This window comes from Runella zeae DSM 19591 (assembly GCF_000423565.1).
GTDB classification, from domain to species: domain Bacteria; phylum Bacteroidota; class Bacteroidia; order Cytophagales; family Spirosomataceae; genus Runella; species Runella zeae.
In genome coordinates this window covers 94,435-117,877 of sequence record NZ_AUIF01000011.1, presented here as the reverse complement: position 1 = coordinate 117,877, position 23,443 = coordinate 94,435, and the positions used below count along the sequence as shown (strand labels likewise).

At 44.0% G+C, this 23,443-nt stretch carries 15 protein-coding genes; 3 read left to right on the top strand and 12 right to left on the bottom strand.

Going from position 1 to position 23,443, the window contains the following annotated elements; all coding sequences use genetic code 11:
• Nucleotides 1-23: 23 nt before the first annotated feature.
• From G563_RS33670 to G563_RS0103995, 8 genes are all read right to left on the bottom strand, one after another.
• Nucleotides 24-758 carry a formylglycine-generating enzyme family protein gene (locus G563_RS33670; RefSeq protein WP_051210748.1) on the bottom strand — a complete coding sequence of 245 codons (735 nt, stop codon included), beginning with the start codon at nucleotides 756-758 and terminating at the stop codon, nucleotides 24-26.
• A 358-nt stretch (nucleotides 759-1,116) separates the two neighbouring features.
• Nucleotides 1,117-1,851 carry a formylglycine-generating enzyme family protein gene (locus G563_RS33665; protein WP_084650753.1) on the bottom strand — a complete coding sequence of 245 codons (735 nt, stop codon included), beginning with the start codon at nucleotides 1,849-1,851 and terminating at the stop codon, nucleotides 1,117-1,119.
• A 154-nt stretch (nucleotides 1,852-2,005) separates the two neighbouring features.
• Nucleotides 2,006-2,653: a formylglycine-generating enzyme family protein gene (locus G563_RS33660; RefSeq protein WP_229598441.1), complete on the bottom strand. Its 648-nt coding sequence runs from the start codon at nucleotides 2,651-2,653 to the stop codon at nucleotides 2,006-2,008.
• Between the two features lie 550 nt (nucleotides 2,654-3,203).
• Nucleotides 3,204-5,294, bottom strand: a complete 2,091-nt coding sequence (locus tag G563_RS33655) for an ABC transporter permease (protein WP_374754482.1) — start codon at nucleotides 5,292-5,294, stop codon at nucleotides 3,204-3,206.
• Nucleotides 5,281-5,877, bottom strand: coding sequence for a permease prefix domain 2-containing transporter (locus G563_RS38800; protein ID WP_229598439.1), 597 nt, complete (start codon nucleotides 5,875-5,877; stop codon nucleotides 5,281-5,283). The genes G563_RS33655 and G563_RS38800 overlap by 14 nt, the downstream gene beginning before the upstream one ends.
• 45 nt (nucleotides 5,878-5,922) lie before the next feature.
• On the bottom strand, nucleotides 5,923-8,544 hold the full coding sequence (locus G563_RS0104005) for an ABC transporter permease (RefSeq protein ID WP_229598438.1): 2,622 nt from the start codon (nucleotides 8,542-8,544) through the stop codon (nucleotides 5,923-5,925).
• A 16-nt stretch (nucleotides 8,545-8,560) separates the two neighbouring features.
• Nucleotides 8,561-11,152 carry a permease prefix domain 2-containing transporter gene (locus tag G563_RS0104000; RefSeq protein ID WP_028664174.1) on the bottom strand — a complete coding sequence of 864 codons (2,592 nt, stop codon included), beginning with the start codon at nucleotides 11,150-11,152 and terminating at the stop codon, nucleotides 8,561-8,563.
• A gap of 1 nt (nucleotide 11,153) precedes the next feature.
• Nucleotides 11,154-11,492, bottom strand: coding sequence for a PadR family transcriptional regulator (locus tag G563_RS0103995; RefSeq protein WP_028664173.1), 339 nt, complete (start codon nucleotides 11,490-11,492; stop codon nucleotides 11,154-11,156).
• Between the two features lie 277 nt (nucleotides 11,493-11,769).
• Here G563_RS0103995 and G563_RS0103985 point away from each other — a divergent pair, with 277 nt between their 5' ends.
• A complete protein-coding gene (locus G563_RS0103985; RefSeq protein WP_028664172.1) occupies nucleotides 11,770-12,615 on the top strand; it encodes a sugar phosphate isomerase/epimerase family protein in 846 nt (281 codons plus the stop codon).
• A gap of 54 nt (nucleotides 12,616-12,669) precedes the next feature.
• Here G563_RS0103985 and G563_RS0103980 read toward each other — a convergent pair whose 3' ends face one another.
• The 4 genes from G563_RS0103980 to G563_RS0103965 form a co-directional block, all read right to left on the bottom strand.
• Complete coding sequence (locus G563_RS0103980) at nucleotides 12,670-15,348, bottom strand: ABC transporter permease (protein WP_028664171.1); 2,679 nt, start codon at nucleotides 15,346-15,348, stop codon at nucleotides 12,670-12,672.
• A gap of 100 nt (nucleotides 15,349-15,448) precedes the next feature.
• Nucleotides 15,449-18,061, bottom strand: coding sequence for a permease prefix domain 2-containing transporter (locus tag G563_RS0103975; RefSeq protein ID WP_051210745.1), 2,613 nt, complete (start codon nucleotides 18,059-18,061; stop codon nucleotides 15,449-15,451).
• 2 nt (nucleotides 18,062-18,063) lie between these two features.
• The gene (locus tag G563_RS0103970) at nucleotides 18,064-18,396 is read right to left on the bottom strand and encodes a PadR family transcriptional regulator (protein WP_028664169.1); all 333 of its coding nucleotides are present in this window, start codon (nucleotides 18,394-18,396) and stop codon (nucleotides 18,064-18,066) included.
• Nucleotides 18,397-18,560: 164 nt separating this feature from the next.
• Nucleotides 18,561-20,975, bottom strand: coding sequence for an ABC transporter permease (locus G563_RS0103965; RefSeq protein ID WP_229598437.1), 2,415 nt, complete (start codon nucleotides 20,973-20,975; stop codon nucleotides 18,561-18,563).
• A gap of 212 nt (nucleotides 20,976-21,187) precedes the next feature.
• Here G563_RS0103965 and G563_RS0103960 point away from each other — a divergent pair, with 212 nt between their 5' ends.
• Nucleotides 21,188-21,856, top strand: a complete 669-nt coding sequence (locus G563_RS0103960) for a response regulator (RefSeq protein WP_028664167.1) — start codon at nucleotides 21,188-21,190, stop codon at nucleotides 21,854-21,856.
• Nucleotides 21,857-21,871: 15 nt separating this feature from the next.
• Nucleotides 21,872-23,227: a HAMP domain-containing sensor histidine kinase gene (locus G563_RS0103955; RefSeq protein ID WP_028664166.1), complete on the top strand. Its 1,356-nt coding sequence runs from the start codon at nucleotides 21,872-21,874 to the stop codon at nucleotides 23,225-23,227.
• The last annotated feature ends 216 nt before the right edge of the window (nucleotides 23,228-23,443 follow it).

Sequence of the window (23,443 nt, the reverse complement as noted above, 5' to 3'; positions counted from 1 at the left end):
TTCTTTTTGCTCACGGGATTTTCCTACTGAACTGAAGAAGAAAGAACCAACCGAAAGCCGAGGTTAAAGTAGCGGTACTCGGGCGGGTCGAAGTAGCGGATCGTGGAGCGGTAGCGCAGCGCGCTGTGGTCCCAACTGCCGCCGCGAATCACGCGGTCCGTACCTGTAGCAGAGCCACTAGGATTATCTACAGCACGGCCTGTTGCGGGGCTATAGGCCGCATACCAATCACTGCACCATTCACACAAATTGCCGGACATATCGTACAAACCCAATAAATTTGGCGTTTTCAATCCGATATCCTTGGTTTCTCGGTAGCTATTCCCAAAATACCAACCTACTTCTTCTAATTTGTTACTGCCTGCGTAGATAAAAGGGTACTTCTCCCCATACACCCCACCTCGTGCGGCATATTCCCATTCGGCTTCGGTGGGCAAGCGATAAGAGCGTTTTGTTAATGCATTAAGCCTTGGCAAAAACCTTGTTACGATGGTGGGATAATCTACGATTTCTATGGGACGGTTATCCCCCTTAAAATAAGCAGGGTTAACCCAATCGGGACCACTCATAACCACATTCCACAGTCGTTGTGTTACGGGAAATTGCCCCATCCAGAAGCTATTGACCTGCACTGTATGTACAGGCTTTTCATTATCATAAGCCTCTTTATCGTTACTCCCCATTTCAAATACGCCCCCTTCTACATATATCATAGTAAATGTCATGGGGGTTTGTTCAAATTCAGAAAAGGGTTGCATAGAGAATAACGTTAAAGTCTACTTAAAAATAGCAGCAGAGCTTTCGGTCTGGGCTACTCACACTGCTGCTGGGGTTCTGAGGCACTCAGAACGTTTTTGTCCCCAAAGAGGAACCGGACAAACATCTGTTCAGTGGTTGTCGTCCGACAATCCCGTGAGCTGAAGAAGAAAGAACCAACCGAAAGCCGAGGTTATTGTTGCGGTTCGTTCCCTATGATGTTTGACCTAAACCCTTTGGCTGTATGGTGGTACGCCTCGTCCAAATATCGCATTTTTTTTATAAATCGTTGCTTACTTCGTTGGGTTAGTTTTGGCAAAGTTTGCCAATTCGCTCTTCTTTTTTGCTCACGGGATTTTTCTACTGAACTGAAGAAGAAAGAACCAACCGAAAGCCGAGGTTATTGAGGTGAATCTCGGGCGCGTGGCCGTTGCGGAACGTGGAGCGGCAGTACTGCGCGTAGCCGTGCCAGCCGCCACCGCGAACCACGTGAGACATACCCATAGCAGTGCCTGTAGGATTAACGGCTATGCTTTTATTAGGATCGGGATAAGAACCGTACCAATCACTACACCACTCCCACACATTGCCGCTCATGTCGTATAATCCCAATAAATTAGGCGTTTTCAATCCGACATCCTTGGTTTCTTGGTAGCTATTCTCATCATACCAACCTACTTCTTCTAATTTATTGCTGCCCGCGTATTCAAAAGGATATTGCCACCCATATACCCCACCTCGTGCGGCATATTGCCACTCAGCTTCAGTAGGCAAGCGGTACGTTGTATTGGCAGGGCGGCTTGCGTTGGTTAAAGCATTCAATCGAGGCAAAAATTCAGCAACGATGTCTTGCCACGATACTTTCTCCACGGGTTTATTGGCTCCTTTAAAATGCGAAGGTTCTGTTTTTGGGGTGTCTTTCATCACATAGGCCCACAAAGCTTGCGTAACAAGGTATTCTCCTATCCAAAAATCACTCAATCGTACGCGGTAGTTATCGGTCATTTTAAAAGGATCTCGGTGGAGATTGCCTTCTACCGCAATCATGGTAAAGGAAAGAGAGGTGTCGGAGAAGGTTTGTAGATGGTTTTCCATGCGGATAGGATAAATAACAACTAATATACTGCTTGTCTCGTGATTTTTAGATCCGTATGGCGCCCTTTATTATCGCTACGGGAAGGGGTTTTGGCGGAGTCGTTTTTTGTAAAAGGCGGTAATAAGCCAACCTTTGCTCAACTGGATTTTTCCCCTACTGAATCGGAGGAACAGAAAGAACCAACCGACATCCCACATTATTGCTGCGATTCTCAGGCGTGTCGTTGCTACGGACTGCTGAGCGGCATCCGATTGCTGGATAGTTCCAACACCCACCCCGAACCACACGATACCAACCGTTGGTAGGGCCTGTAGGGTTGAGTGTGATATCTTTACCTAGGTCTGGATAAGTATCATACCAATCACTACACCATTCCCAAACATTCCCACTCATATCATAGATGCCCAAGCGATTAGGTTTTTTCAGACCTACCGTTTGCGTTTGTCCATGGCTATTTTCAAGGTACCAGCCCACTTCTTCCAAATGATTACTTCCTGCGTAGGCAGTTGGATTTTGCCACTCATATCTCCCACCTCGTGCGGCGTATTCCCACTCGGCTTCCGTAGGCAAACGGTAATAGGTGCCCTCAGGCCGATTATTCTTTGTTTTATCATTAAGTCTTGGCAAAAACAATCGGTCAATATCTCTCCATGAAACTTGCTCTACAGGCTGACTAGCTCCTTTAAAATAGGAAGGGTCGGCTAGGTCGGTATCGCTCATTACATAGGCCCACAAAGCTTGTGTTACGGGATACTCGCCTATCCAAAAATCGCTCAATCCAACCCGATATGTCTTACTCATTTTAAAGGGCTTATCTTTCCTATTCCTCCCAATTGCTACCATATTGAAAGAAACAGTGCTATCGACGAAGGTTTGTAGATGGTTTTCCATAAGCACAGCAAAAGATGTCCTAAAGTAAAAAAATTTAGGCAAAATCAGGTATAAAAAGAGGTGTGTTTCGCTAGGGAACCACCACAAAAAAACAGAAGCATTTGTTTGCTTCTGCCGTTGTGTAGGTGTTTGGTCGCTGTCACAGGAGTGACCCAAAAATTTATGGCTTATTCTTTTTCAACTGCAAATAATCCAAAAAGTAAATCACTTTTACCGAGATGTTGTTGTTTTGGCATCCTATTGTTGTCTCATAGTAGTTACAAAATACTCAAATCCGTGGAGCTTGTTGTTGTTAGTTCTTTGGCAATAGCTATCAAGGCTGCATTCGTCGCACGTTGGAGGTATAGACGTTGCGTTGCATGTGGTATAGACATTGCATGCTGTATAGACGTTGCATGTGGTAGAGACGTTGCATGCAACGTCTCTACCACATGCAATGTCTATACGCGGGGTGGGGTATTTATTCTGTTTTCAATGATTTGATGGGATTGACCATGGCGGCCCTGATAGCTTGATAGCTGACGGTTAAGAGCGCGATACTGACGGCCAAGATGGCCGTAACCACAAAAATCCACCACGACACCTCAGTTCGGTAGCTGTACTGCTGCAACCAACCATTCGCAAAATAGTAGGCGACAGGCGATGCAATAAAGAAGGAAATAACCACCAACGTGATAAATTCTTTCGATAATAGTCCCCAAAGATTAGGAACAGAAGCACCGAGCACTTTACGAATCCCGATTTCTTTGGTGCGCTGCTCGGCCACAAAACTTGCCAACCCAAATAGCCCCAAACAAGAAATAAAAATGGCCAAAATCGCAAAGAGTCCTGAGAGTGTTTTAAGCCGTTGTTCGTTTTCAAACTGATTGGCGTATTCTTGGTCTATGAATTGATAATCAAATGGATAATTAGCATTGTATTTTTTGAAAATTTGCTCGGCTTTGGCCAGATTGTCGGCCGTCGAATGAGCAGGATTCAATTTGATGTGCATTGTGTTAAACCATGCCCCAGGACCTTCAATCACCGTAGGAGGGATGGCTTCGTAGGGGGAACCCGTTAGGTAATCTTTTACGACTCCGACTACCTTCCACGTTGTCTTTTTGGACTTACTAAACAAAAGCTGACCTATCGGGTTTTTGAACCCCATCAGTTTGACAGCCGTTTCGTTCAAAAGCACCGAAAAGCTGTCGGTAGGGTACTTGTTAATATCAATGTCTCGTCCTTCGACCAACTGTAGTCCTGCTGTTTTTACAAAGTCAGCATCGGCACTAAACAACGTAAGAGCCGTATTGGTGTCCTTAGGAGCTTCACCTGCCCATCGCAATCCCCATGTCTTAGAGCCGCTTTCCGTGAGTGGGTTCATTGTTTTGGTGACGGAGCTGGCACTGCCCGAATAGAGCAATTCTTGTTTGAGGAGTGAATAGTTTTTGCCAATATCACCCACAAAATTGACGTGGATTAAGTTGTTTTTTGAATACCCAACGGCCCTATCTTGCGCGTGTTGTATCTGATTCCGTACCACCATCGTAGAAATGATGAGTAAAATAGCAAAGGTAAACTGGGTTACTACCAGTACTTTGCGGGGAGAAAGCGCGGCTTGCGTTTGTTTGAATTGCTTTTTGAAAATCCCAATCGGATTAAAAGACGACAGGTAGAAGGCAGGATAACTTCCCGCCAGCAGACTGGTGAACAGCAAAAATGCCATTGTCCAGAGCCAATAAGATACATTGGCATACGGAATGACGAGTTGAGTATTGATGAGTGTATTGAACGATGGAAGAGTCAACTGCACAATTAGCAGTGCAAGGAGGCCAGCACTGCCTGCTGTCATCAATGCTTCCATCATAAACTGCCCTACAAGCAAGCCTTTCCCAGCGCCTGCTGCTTTTCTGATGCCTACTTCTTTGGCGCGTTTTTCGGAACGAGCCGTGCTGAGGTTCATAAAATTGATACAAGCAATCAACAAAATAAAAACCCCAATTAACCCAAACATTCGAACCATGTCGATGCGTCCGCCGACCGATTTTCCATTTTTAAACTCGTCGTACAAATGCCATTTATGCAGCGGAAAAGTAAAGTGGGTCCACACATCATTGCGCCCTGAGTAGCGACGCGTCACGTCTTTGATTTTTGCGTCAAAGGCTGCCACATTGGTCGTAGGTTTTAAGAGCAAATACGTTGGGGTATTATTACTGAGCCAGCTTTCATTGATAGACCCGTCGCCGCGTTTTTTTAGGTAATCCCAAGGCAGTAAATATTCAAAATGAAAGTCGGTATTGGAAGGTAAATCCTTTAAGACACCTGTCACCGTAAAGTTATCGGTGGCATCGATTTGAATGGTCTTGTTTAAGGCATTTTCGTCCCCAAAGAGCTTTTTAGCCAATTTTTCGGTAATGACAATGGAGTTAGGATCAACTAACTGCTTCATTTCTCCACCTTGCGTTAGGGGAAAGCTAAATAGTTGAAGAAAATCGGGGTCCACTATATTGCCTTCAATCCCCGTGAGGCTTTTATCGTTGGCCTTCATCAAAAAATTGTTAACGCTTCTCACGCGGGTAAAGGCTTCCACTTCGGGGTATTCTTTTTTTAGGGTTGGCCCCAGTGGTTGCGACGTGACAGGGATGGCATTCCACGTTGTCGGTTAAACCATATACTTGGTAAATGCGGTCTTTATGCGAGTGAAAAGCATCAAAACTTAGCTCATTTTGTAACCACAATGTAATGAGGCAGGTACTCGCCATTCCGATGGCTAAGCCAGTAATGTTGATGACGGAAACGCTCTTTCCAGCAATCAAATTTCGCCATGCGATTTTAAAATAGTTTCGTAACATCGTTGGACTGTATAAATAGGTTTTGGGATAATGAGCCCGTTTGCCCTTGGCAAAGGGACGTAACAGTTTCAGGGTATTCAAGGTATATTTCCAATTGGCTTTTTGTACGCCAACGGTTTGCACCCAATAGTTGTATAATTCCAATAAGTCGCCCTCCACTTCTTCCGAAGTATTGGGGTCGGCCCACCAACGCAGCAAGGTAGTGGCCCAGCGGGGAGGGGTATGTTGCATAAATACAGGTAGATGGTGGAGACGTTGTTGTGTGCTGTAGAGACGTTGTTGTATGCTGTAGAGACGTTGCATGCTGTAGAGACGTTGCATGCAACGTCTCTACGCGGGGTGGGGTATTTATTCCGATTTCAATGATTTGACAGGATTGATGATTGCGGCTTTAATGGCTTGATAGCTGACGGTTAAGAGCGCGATACTGACGGCCAAGATGGCCGTAACCACAAAAATCCACCACGAAATTTCGGTACGATAGTCAAATTTTTGCATCCAATTGTTCATCGCATACCACATTATTGGGCCAGCGATGCCACAAGCAATCATGACCAAAATCACAAATTCTCTCGACAATAGCCCCCATAAGTTGGAGATTGAAGCGCCCAATACTTTCCGAATCCCAATTTCCTTTGTGCGTTGTTCGGCCACAAAACTGGCTAACCCAAATAGCCCTAGGCAAGAAATGAAAATGGCCAAAATGGTAAAAGAGGTAGCAAGCTTGCCGATGCGAACTTCATCAGTGAATTTTTTGGCGTATTCTTCATCAATAAACTGGTACTCAAACGGTGCGGCAGGATTGTGCTTTCGGAAAACCGCTTCGATTTTGGGTAAGGCATCGCTGGTATTGGTCGTCGCATTGATTTTGATATTAATGACACTGGCATCGTTGTAATCCAACACAAAACTGGTACGAAAAACGGGTTGGTACGGCGACTGCATCACCAAGTCTTTGACCACCCCGATGACGTGAAACTCCTTATTGTCGATTTTTACGATTTCACCCACGGGTTTTTTCAATCCCATAAATTTTACAGCCGTTTCGTTGAGAATCATTGCACTAGAATCAGTAGGGAAATCTCGTGAGAAATCACGGCCTTCTTTTAACTCCCACCCAATGGTTTTTCCGAAATCGTGTGTAGCAGATACCGCCGCAAAATTGCCTTGAATGCCTGTATCTTTGCCTTTCCAGCTGTAGCCATTATTAATCGCCCAAACGCTCGTGATTGGACTCGAAGATTTGGAGACTTCAGCAATTGCCCCTGTTTTTAATAAATCATTGCGAACTACTTCGTATTTGTTGGTCAAATCAGGGGTTGAAATAGGCACAAAGAGAAGTTTGTCAATGGCATAGCCTGCGGGGCGTTTTTTGGCAAAATCTATTTGTTGAAAAACCACCATCGTTCCAATAATCAACGCTACTGACACTGTAAACTGAAGGATTACCAGTACTTTGCGCGGCACAGAGGCAAAACGCCCTACTCGGAATGTACCTTTTAACACTTGTACGGGCCGAAACGACGACAAGTAAAAGGCTGGATAACTTCCTGCGATGATACCCGTAAGGACCGTAAAGCCAATTCCTGAGAGCCAAAACAAGGGTTCGCGCCACAATACCGTTATTTTTTTATCGGCCATTTCGTTAAATATGGGTAAAACAAGCTGTACCAACACAATAGCCAATCCAAAGGAAAGAATAGTTACTAATAACGACTCACTCAAAAACTGATTGATTAATTGCCCGCGTACTGAACCAACTGCTTTTCGTACTCCCACTTCTTTGGCCCGCTTTTCAGAACGGGCAGTGCTTAGGTTCATAAAATTGATGCAAGCTAGCAGCAGCACAAACCCGCCAATAATGCCAAACAACCACACAAATTCGATGCGCCCACCGATGTTGATTCCGTTTTTGAACTCTGCATACAAATGCCATTTACTCATAGGTTGCAAAAACACTACGGGCTTAAAGGCCCGTTCTTCCGGACGTACTTTGTGGAGTTTAACATCTTTGATTTTGGCCGAAACTTGGTCAATATCAGCGTGGTCGGCCAACATGGCGTAGGTCTGGGTAAAATTGCTGCGCCAGGGGTTGGTCATCTCTTTGATCCAAGGCTGACTGCTAAGGTACAACGACCAAGGCAAGAGGAATGTCAAATCTTTGAAGTCGGAGTTGTACGGCAGGTCTTTGTAAACGCCCGTTACTTTAACGTCGTTTTTGTTATCTATCTTCATTACTTTGCCCATCGGGTCTTCGCTGCCGAAATAAGCTTTTGCTACTGATTCCGACAAAAGAATGGAGTTGACGTCATTAAGCCCAGCCCGAGAACCTTTCAGCATTTGGAGACTCAGCATCTCGGTGATGCCGGGCTCAAAATAATTACCCATTTTAGTGAGCTTTTTATCTCCATAGGCCAAAATATGACCGTTTGTCCACGACGACATCACGATGTGTTTAAAATCATGAGGGTACTTATTTCGGATTTCGTCCCCCATCAAATAAGGATTCGCAGTTTGGGTATTGACTTGGCCGTCAAACGTTTGATGTTGCATCACTTGAACGATGCGGTCGTAGTTTTCAAATTGTTTGTTGTATGATAATTCATCATATAGCCACAAACTGATAAGTATTGCTACAGCCATCCCCGTAGCCAATCCTGTGACATTAATAAAGGAGTATCCTGTGTATTTGAGAAGATTGCGGAAAGCGACTTTAAAATAATTTTGTAGCATGGTTGGACTGTATAAATAAGTTTTGGGATAATGAGCCCGTTTGTTTTTGGCAAAGGGACGTAACAGCTTCAGGGTATTCAAGGTATATTTCCAGTTGGCTTTTTGTACGCCAACGGTTTGTACCCAATGGGTGTATAATTCCAATAAGTCACCCTCCACTTCTTCCGAAGTATTGGGGTCAGCCCACCAACGCAGCAAGGTAGTGGCCCAGCGGGGAGGATGCTTTCTTTTCATCATTGCAGAGGCTTTTGGATTACTCGACTTTAAGGGTTTTCGCAGGATTAGCCTGCACGGCCTTCCATGAAAAGTACCCTATGATTGCTAACGAAATCCCTAAAACAAACAACAGAAGAAAGGCCATTGTCAAATGACTTACCCCGTTGTGGAAAACAAGATAGCTATTCATGTACAAGCCCACAGCTACTCCCAATGGTATAGCAATGACCGCTGCAATGGTGAGGAGCTTAATAAAGTCGGTTATCAACACCCTCAGAACCTCCTCTGTCGTAGCACCCAGTACTTTCCGAATCCCAATTTCTTTGGTTCGTTTTTCTAAGCTGTAGGTAAGAATACCAATAAGCCCCAGAATGGCAACCACAAAAATGACAATGCTTTGCATCCCCGCAAACTGCATGTCTTCGTAAGGGTAATACCGCTCGTACATGTCGCTATCTAGCCATGATGCATTCATTTCTACGTACGGGTTGTGTTTTTTCCAAAGTGCTGCCAAGGTAGCTTCGAGGGCGGCTCGGTCGCCGGTAGGGGTTGTTTTTAGGCACATCAACTTGAACGAGGAAGGCTGATATTGAAAAACGAGTGGTTCGATTTTGTGCTCGTAGTCATAGTGGCAAAAATTGGCTGCTACCCCCACTATCGTCGCTGAGAGGGTATCATTCAAAACGACGAGTTTCCCGATCGCCTCTTGGTCTGTGCCCAAACGTAGCTGTTCGACGGCCTTCTGATTTACTACAAGCAGGGGTAATGCGACCTCTGATTGACTTTCGGGGAGGTTCTTGCCCGCAATCATTTTAAGCCCCATGTTTTCGATAAAATGGTGGTCAGCAGCGTAGAAAAATGCGGGTGTTGAAGGCTCATTTTTAGTCGATTTAATGCCAATATAGGGAGGGGTATTGCCAAAATTAAGCGAGGTGTATCCAATCTTTTGCACCTCCTTGATTGCACCCACTTCTGCCGCAAAACGCTTATTGGGGTTTCCTGTCAAATGGATACTTAAAATATCTTCTCGTTGGTAATTGGTATTGTCATTGGCCATGTATTCTATTTGATGATACATGTGCCCGATGAAAAAGATATATACCAGAGCAATCGTAAACTGTGTGATAATCATCGACTTACGGAAACCTATTTTGCCAAAACTAGCGGGTGAGACCGCTCCTTTCAGGACTTTGACAGGCTGATACGACGACAGTACGAGGCTTGGAGAGATGCCTGCGGCTATTCCCAGTATGAAATTGAACCCCACAAAGAGCAAGATAAGGTACTCCCAGTGGTCAATTTCCCAGGTAAGCCAAGACACATGAATCGTCTGTTTGATAAGCCATAATAGAAATAAACCAATGCCAAGTGCTACGTACGAAATTACGACCGATTCGGTCAAAAACTGAAAAATGATTTGGGACTTAGTGGCTCCTGCCACTTTTCTTACCCCTACCTCGCGGCTTCGGTTCATCGAACGAGCCAAAGTGAGGTTGATGTAGTTCAAGGCCGCGAGAACAAGAATAATTAGCTGAAACCCAAAATTGATATAAATGCTTCTGATGTCTTGGACGTAGGGGTCATTTTTTAGCTCCTCATCGGCAGGAGAAATTTCGGACAGTGGCTGCGCTTTGAACGACAATTGTTTGCCCACTGTCGGGTCGAGCAATTTATTGATTTCGGACGAAGTAGTGGCTAATTGTCTGTTGAATGCCGCGAGGGTTTTTCCTTTCGATAACTTCACAAACGTATGAGCCTCCAAATTGGCCCACTCGTTTGTTTTGGCTAGGGCATTTGCCCGTCCTGCTAAGGATATCAGGACATCGGCTCTAAACTGCGTTTTTTGCTGATTATACGGCTGTAAGACTCCTACTATTTTGAAATTACCATAGGTAGGATGTTCCAAAATACGGCCAATGGGGTTGGTGTCTTTGAAAAACCACTCAGCGGTTTCATGGGTTAGTACCATCGTATTGGCTTCCGTCGGGTAACTGCCCTTGGCTAAGGGGAAATTAAAGAGTTGAAAAAAGGAGACATCGGTATAAGCCGCACGTATATTTTTGGTTTTAATACCACTGCTCAGTACCCACTTCGAATCACGGATAAGGGTGGTTGTGCGTTCGACGCCTGTCCATTTTTCTTTAACATAGTTACCCAATAACGTAGGACTAGAGGCCCAATGTGTTGTTTCTCCGTCGGCCTGTTTTTCGTCAGTGATGATTCGGGTGATTTGGTCGCTCTCCCGATGAAAATTATCGTATTCATAATAGGCGACAATCTGAATCAATGCCATAAGTGCCGATGGAAGCGCCAAGCTCAATCCTATAATGTTGATAAAAGAAAATAGCCTATATTTCAGTACGTTTCGGAAAGCGACTTTAAAATAATTTTGTAACATAGTCGGACTGTATAAATAGGTTTTGGGATAATGCGCCCGTTTGTCTTTGGCAAAAGGGCGTAACAGTTTCAGGGTATTCAAGGTATATTTCCAATTGGCTTTGCGCTGGCCAACAGTTCGCACCCAATAGGTATATAATTCCAACAAATCACCCTCTACCTCTTCCGAAGTATTGGGGTCGGCCCACCAACGTAGCAAGATAGTGGCCCAGCGGGGAGGATGTTGTTTCATGTTACCCACCCATTAACTGCAAGGTTTGAGGCGGTAATGCTCCCCATAGCTCTTCGCGTACTTGCTTTACTTCCACCAACGCTTTTCTACCCGTAGCGGTAACTGTAAAAAAACGTTTGCGGCGTCCACCTCGCTCGGCCGTTGCGCCGCCCATTTGAGAGGTTAAAAAACCTTTCTCTTCCAGCCGTTGAAGGGTGGTATGCACCGTGCTAAACCCCACTGAGCGCCCCGTTTTTTGTTCCAGTTCTTGCGTGATAGACACGCCGTAGGCTTCTTCGCCCAAAATGGCCACCGTCAGTAAAACGATTTCTTCAAATTCTCCCAAAAAGGTTCGTTTCATTGGATTAATTTATTTCCTCCGATAATGTCGATAAAATACCATGCCAAAAACAAAAAGCTTCTTTTGAGGGCTTTTTTGGGCTTTTTCAATCGCAACGATTGTCCGCTTTTGGACAGTAATCGTACCAAAGTGGACAGAGGAAAATAGATCAGGAGGCGAAGTGATAGAAATTTTTAAGACAGTGTAAAGTAAGGTCTCTTCTTCTTTACTTGTTGCGAGGATAGGTAAAGTTAGAATTCAGTTTCCTTTTGAGTAAAAAACAAAATCACTGGTTATTATGAAATCCTTTACAAAATATCTTTTATCATGCTTGGTGCTTGCGGTGGTATCGTCGTATGCGCAAAAAACACCCGAAGACAAGGCGGGGTGGAAACTAGGCTCTCAGGCTTATTCTTTTCGCTTATTTACCTTTGCTGAGGCACTTCACAAAATCGACAGTTGTGGCCTAAAATACGTAGAAGCTTTTCCGGGGCAGACCATCGGCGGCGGTTTGGAAGGAAAAATGGATTTTAAAATGGATGCAGCTACGCGCCAAGCAGTCAAAAAATTGGTAAAAGACAAAGGGCTCACCATTGTAGCTTATGGCGTAGTAACTCCCAAAAGCGACGAAGACTGGACTGCTCTTTTTGAGTTTGCCAAAGACATGGGTGTTATCAATATCAATTCAGAGCCTTCGGCGGCTCAGGTGCCATTGGTACGTAAATTAGCCGAACAATATAAAATTACGGTGGCGCTTCACAATCACCCCAAACCTTCACGTTATTGGCACCCTGATACCGTCTTGGCAGCGATTGGTGGTAGCAAATACATGGCTTCTTGCGCTGATATTGGTCACTGGGTTCGTTCGGGTCTTGACCCTGTTGCCTGTCTCAAACAACTAGAAGGGCATGTCAGAGGGATGCACTTTAAAGATGTAAAGAAAGACACTCCTGATGGTAGATATCACGATGTGATTTGGGGAACAGGCGACTGTAAAGTAGATCAAGTGATTGCAGAAATGAAACGTCAGAAATTTAAAGGTCCCATCTCGGTCGAATATGAATATCACTGGGAAAACAATGGTCCCGAAATTGCAGAGAGTGTAAAGAATTTTAGAGAAATCTATAGCCGTAAGGCCCAGTAGTTGAGATTTGTAAAAAAGCGGGAGAATGAGCACGTGCTCATTCTCCCGCTTTTTTTATTCACTTTTTAAACTTTTCACTGGATTCATTAACGCCGCTTTAATGGCTTGAAAACTAACGGTTAGGAGTGTGATACAGACGGCCAAGATGGCCGTAACCACAAAAGTCCACCACGAAATCTCGGTTCGGTAGGTATATTTTTGGAGCCATTCGTTCATAAAATAGTGAGCAATCGGCATGGCGATAAAACAGGAAATGATAACCAATACCACAAAATCTTTGGAGAGCATTTGCCATAAACCGGCCACAGACGCGCCCAACACTTTGCGAATGCCGATTTCTTTGGTGCGTTGTTCTGCCACAAACAATGCCAATCCGAACAAGCCCAGACACGAAATGAAAATCGCCAGCACCGCAAACAACCTTGACAGTTTTCCGACCCGTTCTTCGGCGCTGAACTTGGCGTTGTACTCGTCATCGACAAATTTGTAATCAAATGGTGCGGCAGGAATGAGTTTTTTAAAGACCGCTTCGATTTTAGGAAGCGCCGTCGCCGCACTGACTGCTGGATTGATCTTGATATTCAGCCAGTTAGCGCCGCCGGCTATCAGAAAGACCGTAGGCTTCACTTGTTCAAACGGCGACTCCATGACCATGTCTTTTACAACGCCTATGATTTGGAACGGTTTTTCTACGTCATTGGTCATAAATTTGCTTTTCCAATGGACGGTCTCTCCGAGAGCAGCACTGGGTGTATTCTTAGGAAAACCCATCAACCGAGCGGCGGTCTCATTGATAATAAAACCCACTGAGTCGGAAGCAAAAGCTTTGGAAAAGTTCCGACCCGCTACAAACTCCCAACCTACCGTTTGGGCATATTCGGGAGAGATGGAAAGCGTGGCAAAATTTTCATTTTCTAACGCTAAGCCTTTCCGACTGAAACCGGTATTGGCGCTCCATACGCCGGTGATCGGGCTTTGCGATTCGGCCATCTCCAGCACGACCCCTGTTTTTTTCAATTCACTGCGCAACACCTCCGTTTTTCCGTAAAAATCGTTCGATTTCATTTGAACCATCAATAACCGATCACGAGAATAACCGATAGGGCGGTTTTTGGCAAATTTTACCTGTTGATAGATAACAACGGTGCAAATAACCAGCGTAACGGAAACGGTAAATTGTAAAACTACCAATACTTTACGGGGCAAAGAAGCGATTCGTCCCCATTGACCGGCCGCCCCTTTCAATACTTTGACAGGTTGAAAAGAAGTCAAATAAAATGCTGGGTAGCTGCCGGCCAGCAGCCCGGTCAGAAGAATAAAGCCTAAACTGAACAGCCAAAAATATAGATTGGTCAACGGCAGTGCCATTTGCTTGTCGGCCAGTTCATTGAAGCCGGGCAATGCCAACAGCACCATTGCTTGGGCAACCACAAAAGCGATAATAACGACCAGAAACGATTCGCCGAAAAACTGTCCAACCAATTGCGCCCTCAACGAGCCGATTGCTTTGCGAATGCCTACTTCTTTGGCGCGTTTTTCACTGCGAGCTGTACTCAAATTCATGAAATTGATACAGGCCAATAGCAACACGAAAAAGCCGATCATGCCCACCAGCCAAACATATTGAACGGGGCCGTTATCGACCAAACCGTTTTTAAAACTGGCGTATAAATGCCAATCCTTCATCGGATGAAGCCACATTTGCGGGTGAGTGGCTGCTTCCTCTTTCATGTCATCCAACTGCTTGATGACATTAAACTCTGAATCTTTAATCGCAGCTGTCACCTTTTCAAAGGTCGCTTCAGGTTTGATTTCCACGTACATGATAAGCGCGTGATTGTCCCACTTCTTTTCTTTCATGAATGGATTGGTAGCCACAAAATAATCCCAGGAAGCCACGAATTGTACTCCGTAAAACACAGAGTTCTGTGGAAAATCCTCGTAAATACCCGTTACTTTTACGTTCAGATCAGTGTTGATTTTGAGCGGCTTATTCATGGGATCGGTATCGCCGAATAATGCCTTGGCTATGGAAGTCGAAAGTAAAATGGATTGTGGGTCGGTCAGACCTTCCCAAGTGCCTTTCTGCATTTCAAAAGTGAATAATTCTGGAGCTTGGGTTTCCATGAATTGTCCATTGCCAGAAAGTTTCGTTTCACCGGCCGTCAAGATGAATTCATCTTTATATGTCGACGCAATGATGTTTTTAAAACTTTCGCCGTAATTGGTTTTCAGTTCATTAATGAAAGGATAAGGCACAGATTTACTCGTTTTTATTTCTCCGTTCATTACCTGATTTTGTACTACCTGCGCAATTCGGGGATAATTTTTATGATACGTGTTGAAACTTAACTCGTCCCAAACCCATAAACCAATGAGCATAGCCACGGCCATTCCCGTAGCCAATCCGAAGATATTGATGAAGGAGTAACCTTTGTGTTTCAACTGGTTACGAAAGGCGATTTTGAAATAGTTCTGTAACATGGTCGGGTTGTATAAGTAGGTTGTTGGATAGGTGCCATAACGACGGACCGTTGGTTTGCGTTTGATATAGCGGGCTTGGAAAAATCCCAAGACATCGCGCCAATATCGCCAGCGAGCGCGGTGCACTCCCACGCGCACGACTTGGTACTCAAACTCTTCGTGCAGATCTCCCTGTACTTCTTCCAGTAGATGGGGCGCACAGAAAAACTGCAAAAAGCGGTCGGCGAGGCGGGGTGGTTTGGAGTGCATAGGGTGATTATTTTGTTGTACTGTAGAGACGTTGCATGCGGTGGAGACGTTGTATGCGGTAGAGACGTTGCATGCAACGTCTCTACGCGTGAACGTGGTATTATTCGGATTTCAACGATTTCACGGGATTGACCAAGGCGGCTTTGGTCGCTTCGTAAATTACCGTCAGGGTAGCGACAAGCAGCGTGATGGCAATGGTTACTACGAAAATCCAAGGCTGAATCGTGATATGGAACTTAAAATCTTGCAACCACTGATTCATAAACCACCACGCAATGGGAGCTGCGATTAAGAATGAAACGATAATCAAACGGACAAACTCTTTTCCAAAAATCCATAAAATCTGGGCAATATTACTGCCCAATACTTTCCGAATCCCAATTTCTTTGGTTTTCTGCGTTGCCATGAAAGAGATAAGGCCGTACAATCCCAAACATCCAATAAATACTGCAATGAGCGAAAAGAGTTGAATGAGTTTTAGCATAAGTGCCTCAGTTTCATAAAACGACGCAATGTGTTCGTCCAAAAAAGTATATTCATAGATTTGTTCAGGATGCATCTTAGTCCATATTTTTTCAATCGCAGCCATAGTAGTAGGTACGTTGGCAGTGCTAATTTTAATGGCATAGTTGTTATAAAAATCGCTTGCTGACGGAATACACACGGCGTTGATGTCTTCGTGAAACGAATGGTCGTGGAAATCTTTGACCACACCCACAATCGGCCCCGTCATGTTTCCATTGACGCGGAGGTTTTTTCCGAGCAAATCTGAAGGCGACGCTAGGTTCAATTTTTTGGCAAACGTTTCGTTGACCAAAAATTCTTTTACGGTATCTGAGGGATATAGATTTCGGCCTGCTACTAGTTTTAGATCAAATGTTGGGAGATAATCGTTGTCGGCAGCCCTTACTGATGTCCTAAACGCCTCCTCTTCTGAGTGATTGTCGTAGCGAGGGGCCGTTTGCCAGTAGCTGTTGGAGGCAGGAGCAGAATAGCACAATGACACCTTTTCTACGCCAGCCAAGTGTTGGAGTTGCGCCTTGACGGTCTTGGCTTGCTGAGGCGTGGAGGCAATGGGAATTAGCATAATAGCGTCTTTGTTAAACCCTAAATCTGCTTTTTGGGCATAATAAATCTGGCGTGCAATCACTATCATGCCGATGATTAATACCTGCGAAATCGAAAACTGAACAATAATCAAGGCGCGGCGTGTATTGAAGCCCCCGATGTTTTGCTGAGAAAGCTTGCCTTTGAGTGCTACAATGGGCTGAAAACCCGCAAGAATTAATCCTGGATACGAGCCAGCAAAAAAAGTAACAATCAATATCAACGCAGGGATAAAAGCTACCAATCGCCAGTCGGTCAGCAAATTGAGCGATATTTCGGTCGCAAACCACTGATTCACATACGGTAAAGCAAGGACTGCTAATCCTAAAGCAATGCCTCCAGCGATGGCTGCAATGAGACCCGTTTGGGCAATAAATTGCCAAAATAACTGTCCGCGAAGGCTCCCCAACACTTTCCTTACTCCCACTTCTTTGGAACGATTGAGGGCTTGGGCCGTGGCCAAATTGATAAAATTAACGCAGGCCGTAATGATTAAAAAAAGCCCAATCAACGACAATATCCATAAAGTTTGCTTGTTCATAGCGCCTCCGTATTGGGCGTTAAAATGCACATCGTTAAGAAGTTGTAGCTTATAGTGATGTACGTTTTTGCTGGTAGGCCTAAACTTCTTAACGTAGGCAGGAAACACTTTTTCAACTTCTGAAGGCAAAACGCGAGGGCGGAGACGAACAAAACATTGCATTGCACTATGGATGCCTCCCCAAGCGTCGTCGCTGCCAAGCCAGTCGTTGTAGGATTTGAGGGTGGGGTAAGAAATAAAAATTTCAGTTTTCTGATCCGAATTAGAGGGAAGGTTTTTCAAGATGCCCGTTACTCGAATGTCAAGCTTATTGTCTACCCTAAAAATTTGATTGATAGGATTGGTATTGCCAAAGTATTTCTGCGCGATTCGCTCGGTGATAATGCCCGTATTAGGCTCACGTAGGGCGTTTTGGAAGTTACCTACCGACAATGGGAAATTGAAAATATCAAAGTATTCGGTCTCCGTAAACGCGACACCTTGGGATTCTTTGAACTTGTTGAGTCCTTTTTTTCCTTTTATTGTGATAGGCATGTCGTCGAATGTACATATTCGGCCTACTTTTTCGGCAAAAGTATAATCATTTCTAAATGCTTTTCCCAGGGGACTTGGTACTGCCGCTACGTATGAGATATTATCGCGGTGCTGCTCAGTGACGATGCGATATATACGGTCGGAATGCGCATGAAAATTGTCAAAACTCAGGTGGTATTTGACCAAAAGAAAAATAAGAAGTCCGCAAGTCATGCCAAGAGATAACCCCAAAATATTGATGGAAGTATATACTTTGTTTCGTTGGAGGCTTCTGAGTGCGATTTTGAAATAGTTGCGTATCATAATTGGGCTGAATAAATAGGTTTGAGGGTATTGAGAAGGTTTTCGTTTGATATAGCGTGGTTGAAAAAAGCCCAGCACATCGCGCCAATAGCGCCATCTCGCACGCCGTACACCTACGCGCTCAACTTGGTACTCAAACTCTTCGTGCAAGTCTCCCTGCACTTCCTCCAACAGGTGAGGCGCACAAAAAAATTGCAAAAAGCGGTCGGCGAGGCGAGGTGGTTTCATACTCAGACAGATAATTTAAGTGGATTGGCTAAACGACTCCAAAAACTCGCTCTTACTTCTTGGATTTCATGTAGAGTTCGCTGTCCGAAAGCTGTCACCGAAAAAAGCCTTTTACGGCGCCCACCGCGTTCGGCGGTTGGTTCCCCCATCTCTGATTTTACCATGCCTTTTTCTTCCAACCGTTGTAAGGCAGAGTGAACTTGATTGAGGCGCACGTCACGCCCTGTTTGATGAAGGATTTCGTGAGTTATGGCTACACCATAAGCCTGTCCTTCCATGACTGCTACAGCCAGTAAAACAATTTCTTCAAATTCTCCCAGATAAACTCGTTTCATCGGATTGTATTATATCTATTTTTGCTGATAAAATAACTTGCCAAATTATTAGTAAATGATTATTGTGTTGATTATTAGCGTTTTATGAAAAGTTATAAGTGAACAAATCTGTCCATAATCGGACAGGTTTGTTCACTTATGGACAAACTGTGTAGACCGATAATTTATTCTACTTTCAATGCTTCAACGGGGTCAGACAAGGCGGCTTTGGTGCTACGAAAACTAAGGGTAAGGAAGGCAATTACTAACGTCAGGAGTCCTGCCGAGGTAGGGATGAGCCAATCTACTTCGATATGATACACAAAATCAGCCAACCATTGATTCATAAGGTACCAAGCCGCAGGAGTGGCTAGCACGATCGCCACTAGGATGGGTTTTAAGAAGTCGAAAGAAAGAAGTCGTACAATGCTTGTCACCGAAGCACCGAGTACTTTCCGTACCCCAATTTCTTTGGTGCGTCGAGCCACCATAAACAAAACGAGTCCGTACAAGCCCAAACACCCAATTAAAATGGCAATTGTCGAAAAAACACTCGCCAATCGAACCGTCAATTGTTCGGTTTCGTAAAATTTTGCCAGTTGTTCGTCGAGATATTCGTAGCTAAACACCTCATTGGGATAGACTTTTTGCCAAATTTGGTGCACGTGGTCGAGTGTTTTTGAGGGCGAAGCTGACGCGATTCGTATGCCTACTTTTCGATAACGAGCAGTTTGGGTAGAAATCACACAAGGCTCAATTTGCTCATGTAATGAGCGTAGATGAAAATCTCTAACCACTCCCACTACGGGCGCTGCAACGGGCGACAAGTACGTTTCAATTTTATGGCCTAATATATCATTAGGGTCTTTGATGTTCAACTTTTTGAGTAAGGTTTCATTGACCACATATTCTCGAATGGTATCCGAGGGCGCAACATTTCTGCCCGCTACGAGTTTTAAACCGTACGTTTTTAGAAAATCGGCATCGCCGAGTCGTTCTCGTATCGGAAAAGCTTCCCACTGTGCGCGATTGTCGAATTTGAACGAACCTCCATTCATAACCGAGGCCGAAGGCGGCCTATACGCCGCACTCACCGCCTGTATTTCGGGGTATTGAAGCAAAGAGTTTTTAAATGCCGTGAGTGCCGTTGGGGAAGGGTCAGGCAGGTTTACAACTAAAATATTGTCTTTTTCAAAACCCAAATCCGACTGCTCCACGTATTTCATTTGCCTCGTCACCACCAGCGTTCCGATGATTAGAGCTTGGCAAATGGCAAATTGAACCACAATCATCGACTGCCGCAGCGAAAAACCTCCTCTTTTTGGCAAAACTCCTTTTCCTTTTAATGCCTGCCAAGGGCTAAAGCCTGACATCGAAAACGCTGGGTATCCTCCTGCTAATGCGATGATAACAATCAAAAGCAGTAGTAAAAACAGCGCTGAAGAGGTATTGAAGGTAAATGAAAGATGTAAGCCCAACCATTGGTTAAACATAGGCAATAGCAAAAAAATCAATATCAATGCTAATCCCGTAGCGCCTACGACAATCAGCGTTGTTTCCAATAAAAACTGGCACATTACTTGCCATTGGGTACTTCCCAAGGTTTTACGAACCCCTATTTCTTTGACCCGACTCAACGACTGCGCCGTGGCTAAGTTAATAAAATTGAGGCAGGCAATCAGAATCAAAAACGCAGCAATCCACCCCAGCGACCATAACAATGAGCGCTGAATCAACGTACCACCCATTCGTTTTACGTCAAAATGCACATCGGCCAAAGGTTGAATGTGAAACTGAAAAACCGAGGCATCTTTACCATAGTGTTTTTGAGCAAGCGCAGGAAAAGCCGCTGCCACCTGAGCTGCCGAACTTGGGGTTTTGAGCGTAAGATAAACGCGGTCGGTAGAGCTGAGCGACCACCAATCATTCAAGTTTTGGTCGGGAATTAGATGGGGAAGGGTTTTCATCGAAAGAAACAACTGCACATCGTTGTTGGTGGTACGAGGTGGGTCGGCTACAATCCCAGTGACTTTTACTTTTGTCAAATGATTCAAATCCAAAACTTTACCGATAGGGTCTTCGTTACCGAAATATTTTTTCGCCCATGACTCAGTGAGCACTACCGTATTGGGTTCGCGAAGAGATGTTTTGGGGTTTCCTTTAAGCCACTGATAATCAAAAATTTCAAACCATTCTGATTCTATGAAAGCAGCCGTATTTAGTTCTAAAAAACGTTGAGAAGTTCCATTTACAATGGTTGGAATGCTGACAGTCAGCTCACGCAATGTTTTCAATGAAGCTGCTTGCTCTACTTGGGAAAATCCTTCGCGGAGTGTCTTTGCCATGGGTAGGGGCGCTTCGGGGTAGGTTTCGACGGAGCCATCTTCTAAATGTAAATCCACCACAATCCGAAAAATACGGTCAAACTTTTGGTGATGCCGGTCGGTGCTAAGATGATAACTTATAAAAAGAAAAATCAGCAGCCCACTCGTCATCCCTACTGCGAGCCCTAGGGTATTGATAAGGGTATAAGCTTTTTTAGACCAGAGGTTCCGGAAGGCAATTTTAAAGTAGTTTTTGAGCATGTCTATAAGATTCATAATCAATGGAATGACAAGTTACGATACATCTAGGTAATGCTACTGTTAAAAGATGTTAAGGGAAAATATCATCTATAATTGGGAGTAAAAGCACTTATATTGGGTGGAGTATTGGCAAATTCATACTGTACTTTTTTATAATTTTGGATAAAACATGGAAAATATGTTTGAAACAATACTAACTTGAATCCTCATCAACCCAAGTTATATACATGAAAATCTTGTTAGTGGAAGATGAAGAACGATTAGCGTCGTTTATTCGAAAAGGTATATCAGCTGAAGGCTATGAAGTAACCGTGGCTTTTGATGGGCGCACCGGCCTCTCATTGTTTCGGAAAGATATTTATGATATTATTATATTAGATGTAAATCTCCCTCAGCTCAATGGATTCGAACTTTGTCGGCTTATTAGATTAGAAAATGAGGAAGTGCCTGTTTTGATGCTAACAGCTTTGGATAGTATGGCCGACAAATCGGACGGGTTCAACGCGGGGGCAGATGATTATTTGGCCAAACCTTTTGAGTTTCAGGAATTGCTGTTGAGACTTAGAGCACTTACAAGAAGAAATGGATTCAAGCAAAAGCAAATTCTTCGATTGGCGGATTTAGAATTGAATTTGGACACCAAAACCGTAACGAGAGCAGGCAAACGAATTGATCTCACTACACGAGAGTATTCTCTGATGGAGTATTTGATGCTCAACAAAGGCAAAACCATTTCGCGAGTGGATATTAGCGAGCGGGTATGGAGTCTCAATTTTGATAGCAATACCAACGTGATTGATGTGTATATCAGTTATTTAAGAAAAAAAATCGATAAAGATTTTTCTCCAAAATTACTGCACACGATTGTGGGGATGGGTTATGTGCTTCGCGAATAATTGACCTTCTTTTTTATGCTTATCCGAAATCGCCTTACTATCATTTTTACCCTTCTTGCTACGGCTATTCAAGTGATGCTGTCGTTGTTGGTGGGGTATTTTTATTCCTTGTATCGACAAGAAGAGTTCTATAGTAGGCTAGAAGGTAAAGCGCGAATGGCAGGACGATTGCTGATTTCGAAGCGGCATTTGCACGATGATTTTTTCAAAAATATGGTAAAGACTGACTTGCTAACTATTGTAGAAGAGCAAATTAGTATTTATGATAGTGAACGCCGTCTGATTTTTACCAATCGTAATTTAAAGGAGACGGAATATTACAAAGAAAAAATAAACAATCTTTCCTCGACTTCTTTGTCTGAATTCAAAACGGGTCGTTTAGAGTCAATTTTAATGCCCTACCGCGACCAAGAACAGTTGTTTTATATTTTTTCTTCGGGTTATGACAGCATCGGATTGGCCAAATTGGCTACCTTACAAGAAATCTTGCTATTGGCAAACTTGCTAGGATTTGCTTTGATTGTCTTGGCGGGGTGGTATTTTTCAGGAAGAGTATTGAAGCCTATCTCTCAGATTGTGGATGAAGTGGAGCAAATATCCGCCGTGGATCTTCATAAGCGCGTGCATGAAGGAAATCGTCGTGATGAAATTGCGCAGCTTGCTATGACATTCAATCGAATGTTATTTCGACTTGAAGATGCATTTGTGTCGCAAAGAAGTTTTGTAGCTCATGCTTCCCATGAGCTTCGGACGCCCCTCACCAATACCTTGGGTACTTTAGAGACCTCGCTACGGTATGACCAAAACCCAGCCGATTGGCGTGAAAGCATGGAAATCGCCATTGAAGAGTTAAAAAAAGTAATTTCGTTAACCAATGGTTTGTTGAGTTTGGCCAAAGTTAGCGACGGTACCGTGGCCTTGGTAAATGTTCAAGTGGATGATTGTCTGCTGAATGCGATTGAGCAGGTGCAGGCCAAATATCCACAGCGAAAACTTCCGCTGCAATTTTTGACCAATGAGGAGCCTTATTTTACCATAAAAGGGAATGCGGCCTTACTGACTACAGCTTTCTTAAACATCCTGGATAATGCTTGTAAATACTCTACGCAGGAGGTGTCAGTAAAATTGGAATCAACAAAAGCTCAAATGGTGTTGACAATTGCCGACCAAGGTCGAGGAATTGATGAAATGGATATCGCTCATATCTTCAATCCTCTTTATCGGGGAAACAACGTAGAAGGCGTACCAGGTTATGGGGTGGGCTTAGCGGTTACTCAAAAAATCATAGAGCTACATCAGGGGGTGCTAAAAATCAATTCTCACCTCAATCAAGGCACGACAGTGCGTATTTATTTGCCACTTTTAGTTTGATTTCTCACCTGCTTTTAATCTTCTCTTAATGGGGGTAGGGTTTATATTTTTCTACAATAAATTGGTTCTTAAGGTTATAAAATAGTATATTCTGAAGATGTTTTTTTTAGAGTAATTGATTTGTGGGTTTTCGATGGCTCAAATCAAGCTTTAAGAGCCTTTTTGGAGTTCTGATTTCTCCAATGATTTATGTCATTTTAGGTATTTTTCTAATGT

Coding starts and splice junctions, on each gene's coding strand:
- G563_RS33665 (WP_084650753.1), bottom strand. CDS start 1,851: ATGGAAAACCATCTACAAACCTTCTCCGACACCTCTCTTTCCTTTACC.
- G563_RS33660 (WP_229598441.1), bottom strand. CDS start 2,653: ATGAGTAAGACATATCGGGTTGGATTGAGCGATTTTTGGATAGGCGAG.
- G563_RS0104000 (WP_028664174.1), bottom strand. CDS start 11,152: ATGAAACAACATCCTCCCCGCTGGGCCACTATCTTGCTACGTTGGTGG.
- G563_RS0103980 (WP_028664171.1), bottom strand. CDS start 15,348: ATGCACTCCAAACCACCCCGCCTCGCCGACCGCTTTTTGCAGTTTTTC.
- G563_RS0103960 (WP_028664167.1), top strand. CDS start 21,188: ATGAAAATCTTGTTAGTGGAAGATGAAGAACGATTAGCGTCGTTTATT.
- G563_RS0103995 (WP_028664173.1), bottom strand. CDS start 11,492: ATGAAACGAACCTTTTTGGGAGAATTTGAAGAAATCGTTTTACTGACG.
- G563_RS0103975 (WP_051210745.1), bottom strand. CDS start 18,061: ATGAAACCACCTCGCCTCGCCGACCGCTTTTTGCAATTTTTTTGTGCG.
- G563_RS0104005 (WP_229598438.1), bottom strand. CDS start 8,544: ATGATGAAAAGAAAGCATCCTCCCCGCTGGGCCACTACCTTGCTGCGT.
- G563_RS0103970 (WP_028664169.1), bottom strand. CDS start 18,396: ATGAAACGAGTTTATCTGGGAGAATTTGAAGAAATTGTTTTACTGGCT.
- G563_RS33670 (WP_051210748.1), bottom strand. CDS start 758: ATGCAACCCTTTTCTGAATTTGAACAAACCCCCATGACATTTACTATG.
- G563_RS0103985 (WP_028664172.1), top strand. CDS start 11,770: ATGAAATCCTTTACAAAATATCTTTTATCATGCTTGGTGCTTGCGGTG.
- G563_RS0103965 (WP_229598437.1), bottom strand. CDS start 20,975: ATGAATCTTATAGACATGCTCAAAAACTACTTTAAAATTGCCTTCCGG.
- G563_RS38800 (WP_229598439.1), bottom strand. CDS start 5,877: ATGCAACGTCTCTACAGCATACAACAACGTCTCTACAGCACACAACAA.
- G563_RS0103955 (WP_028664166.1), top strand. CDS start 21,872: ATGCTTATCCGAAATCGCCTTACTATCATTTTTACCCTTCTTGCTACG.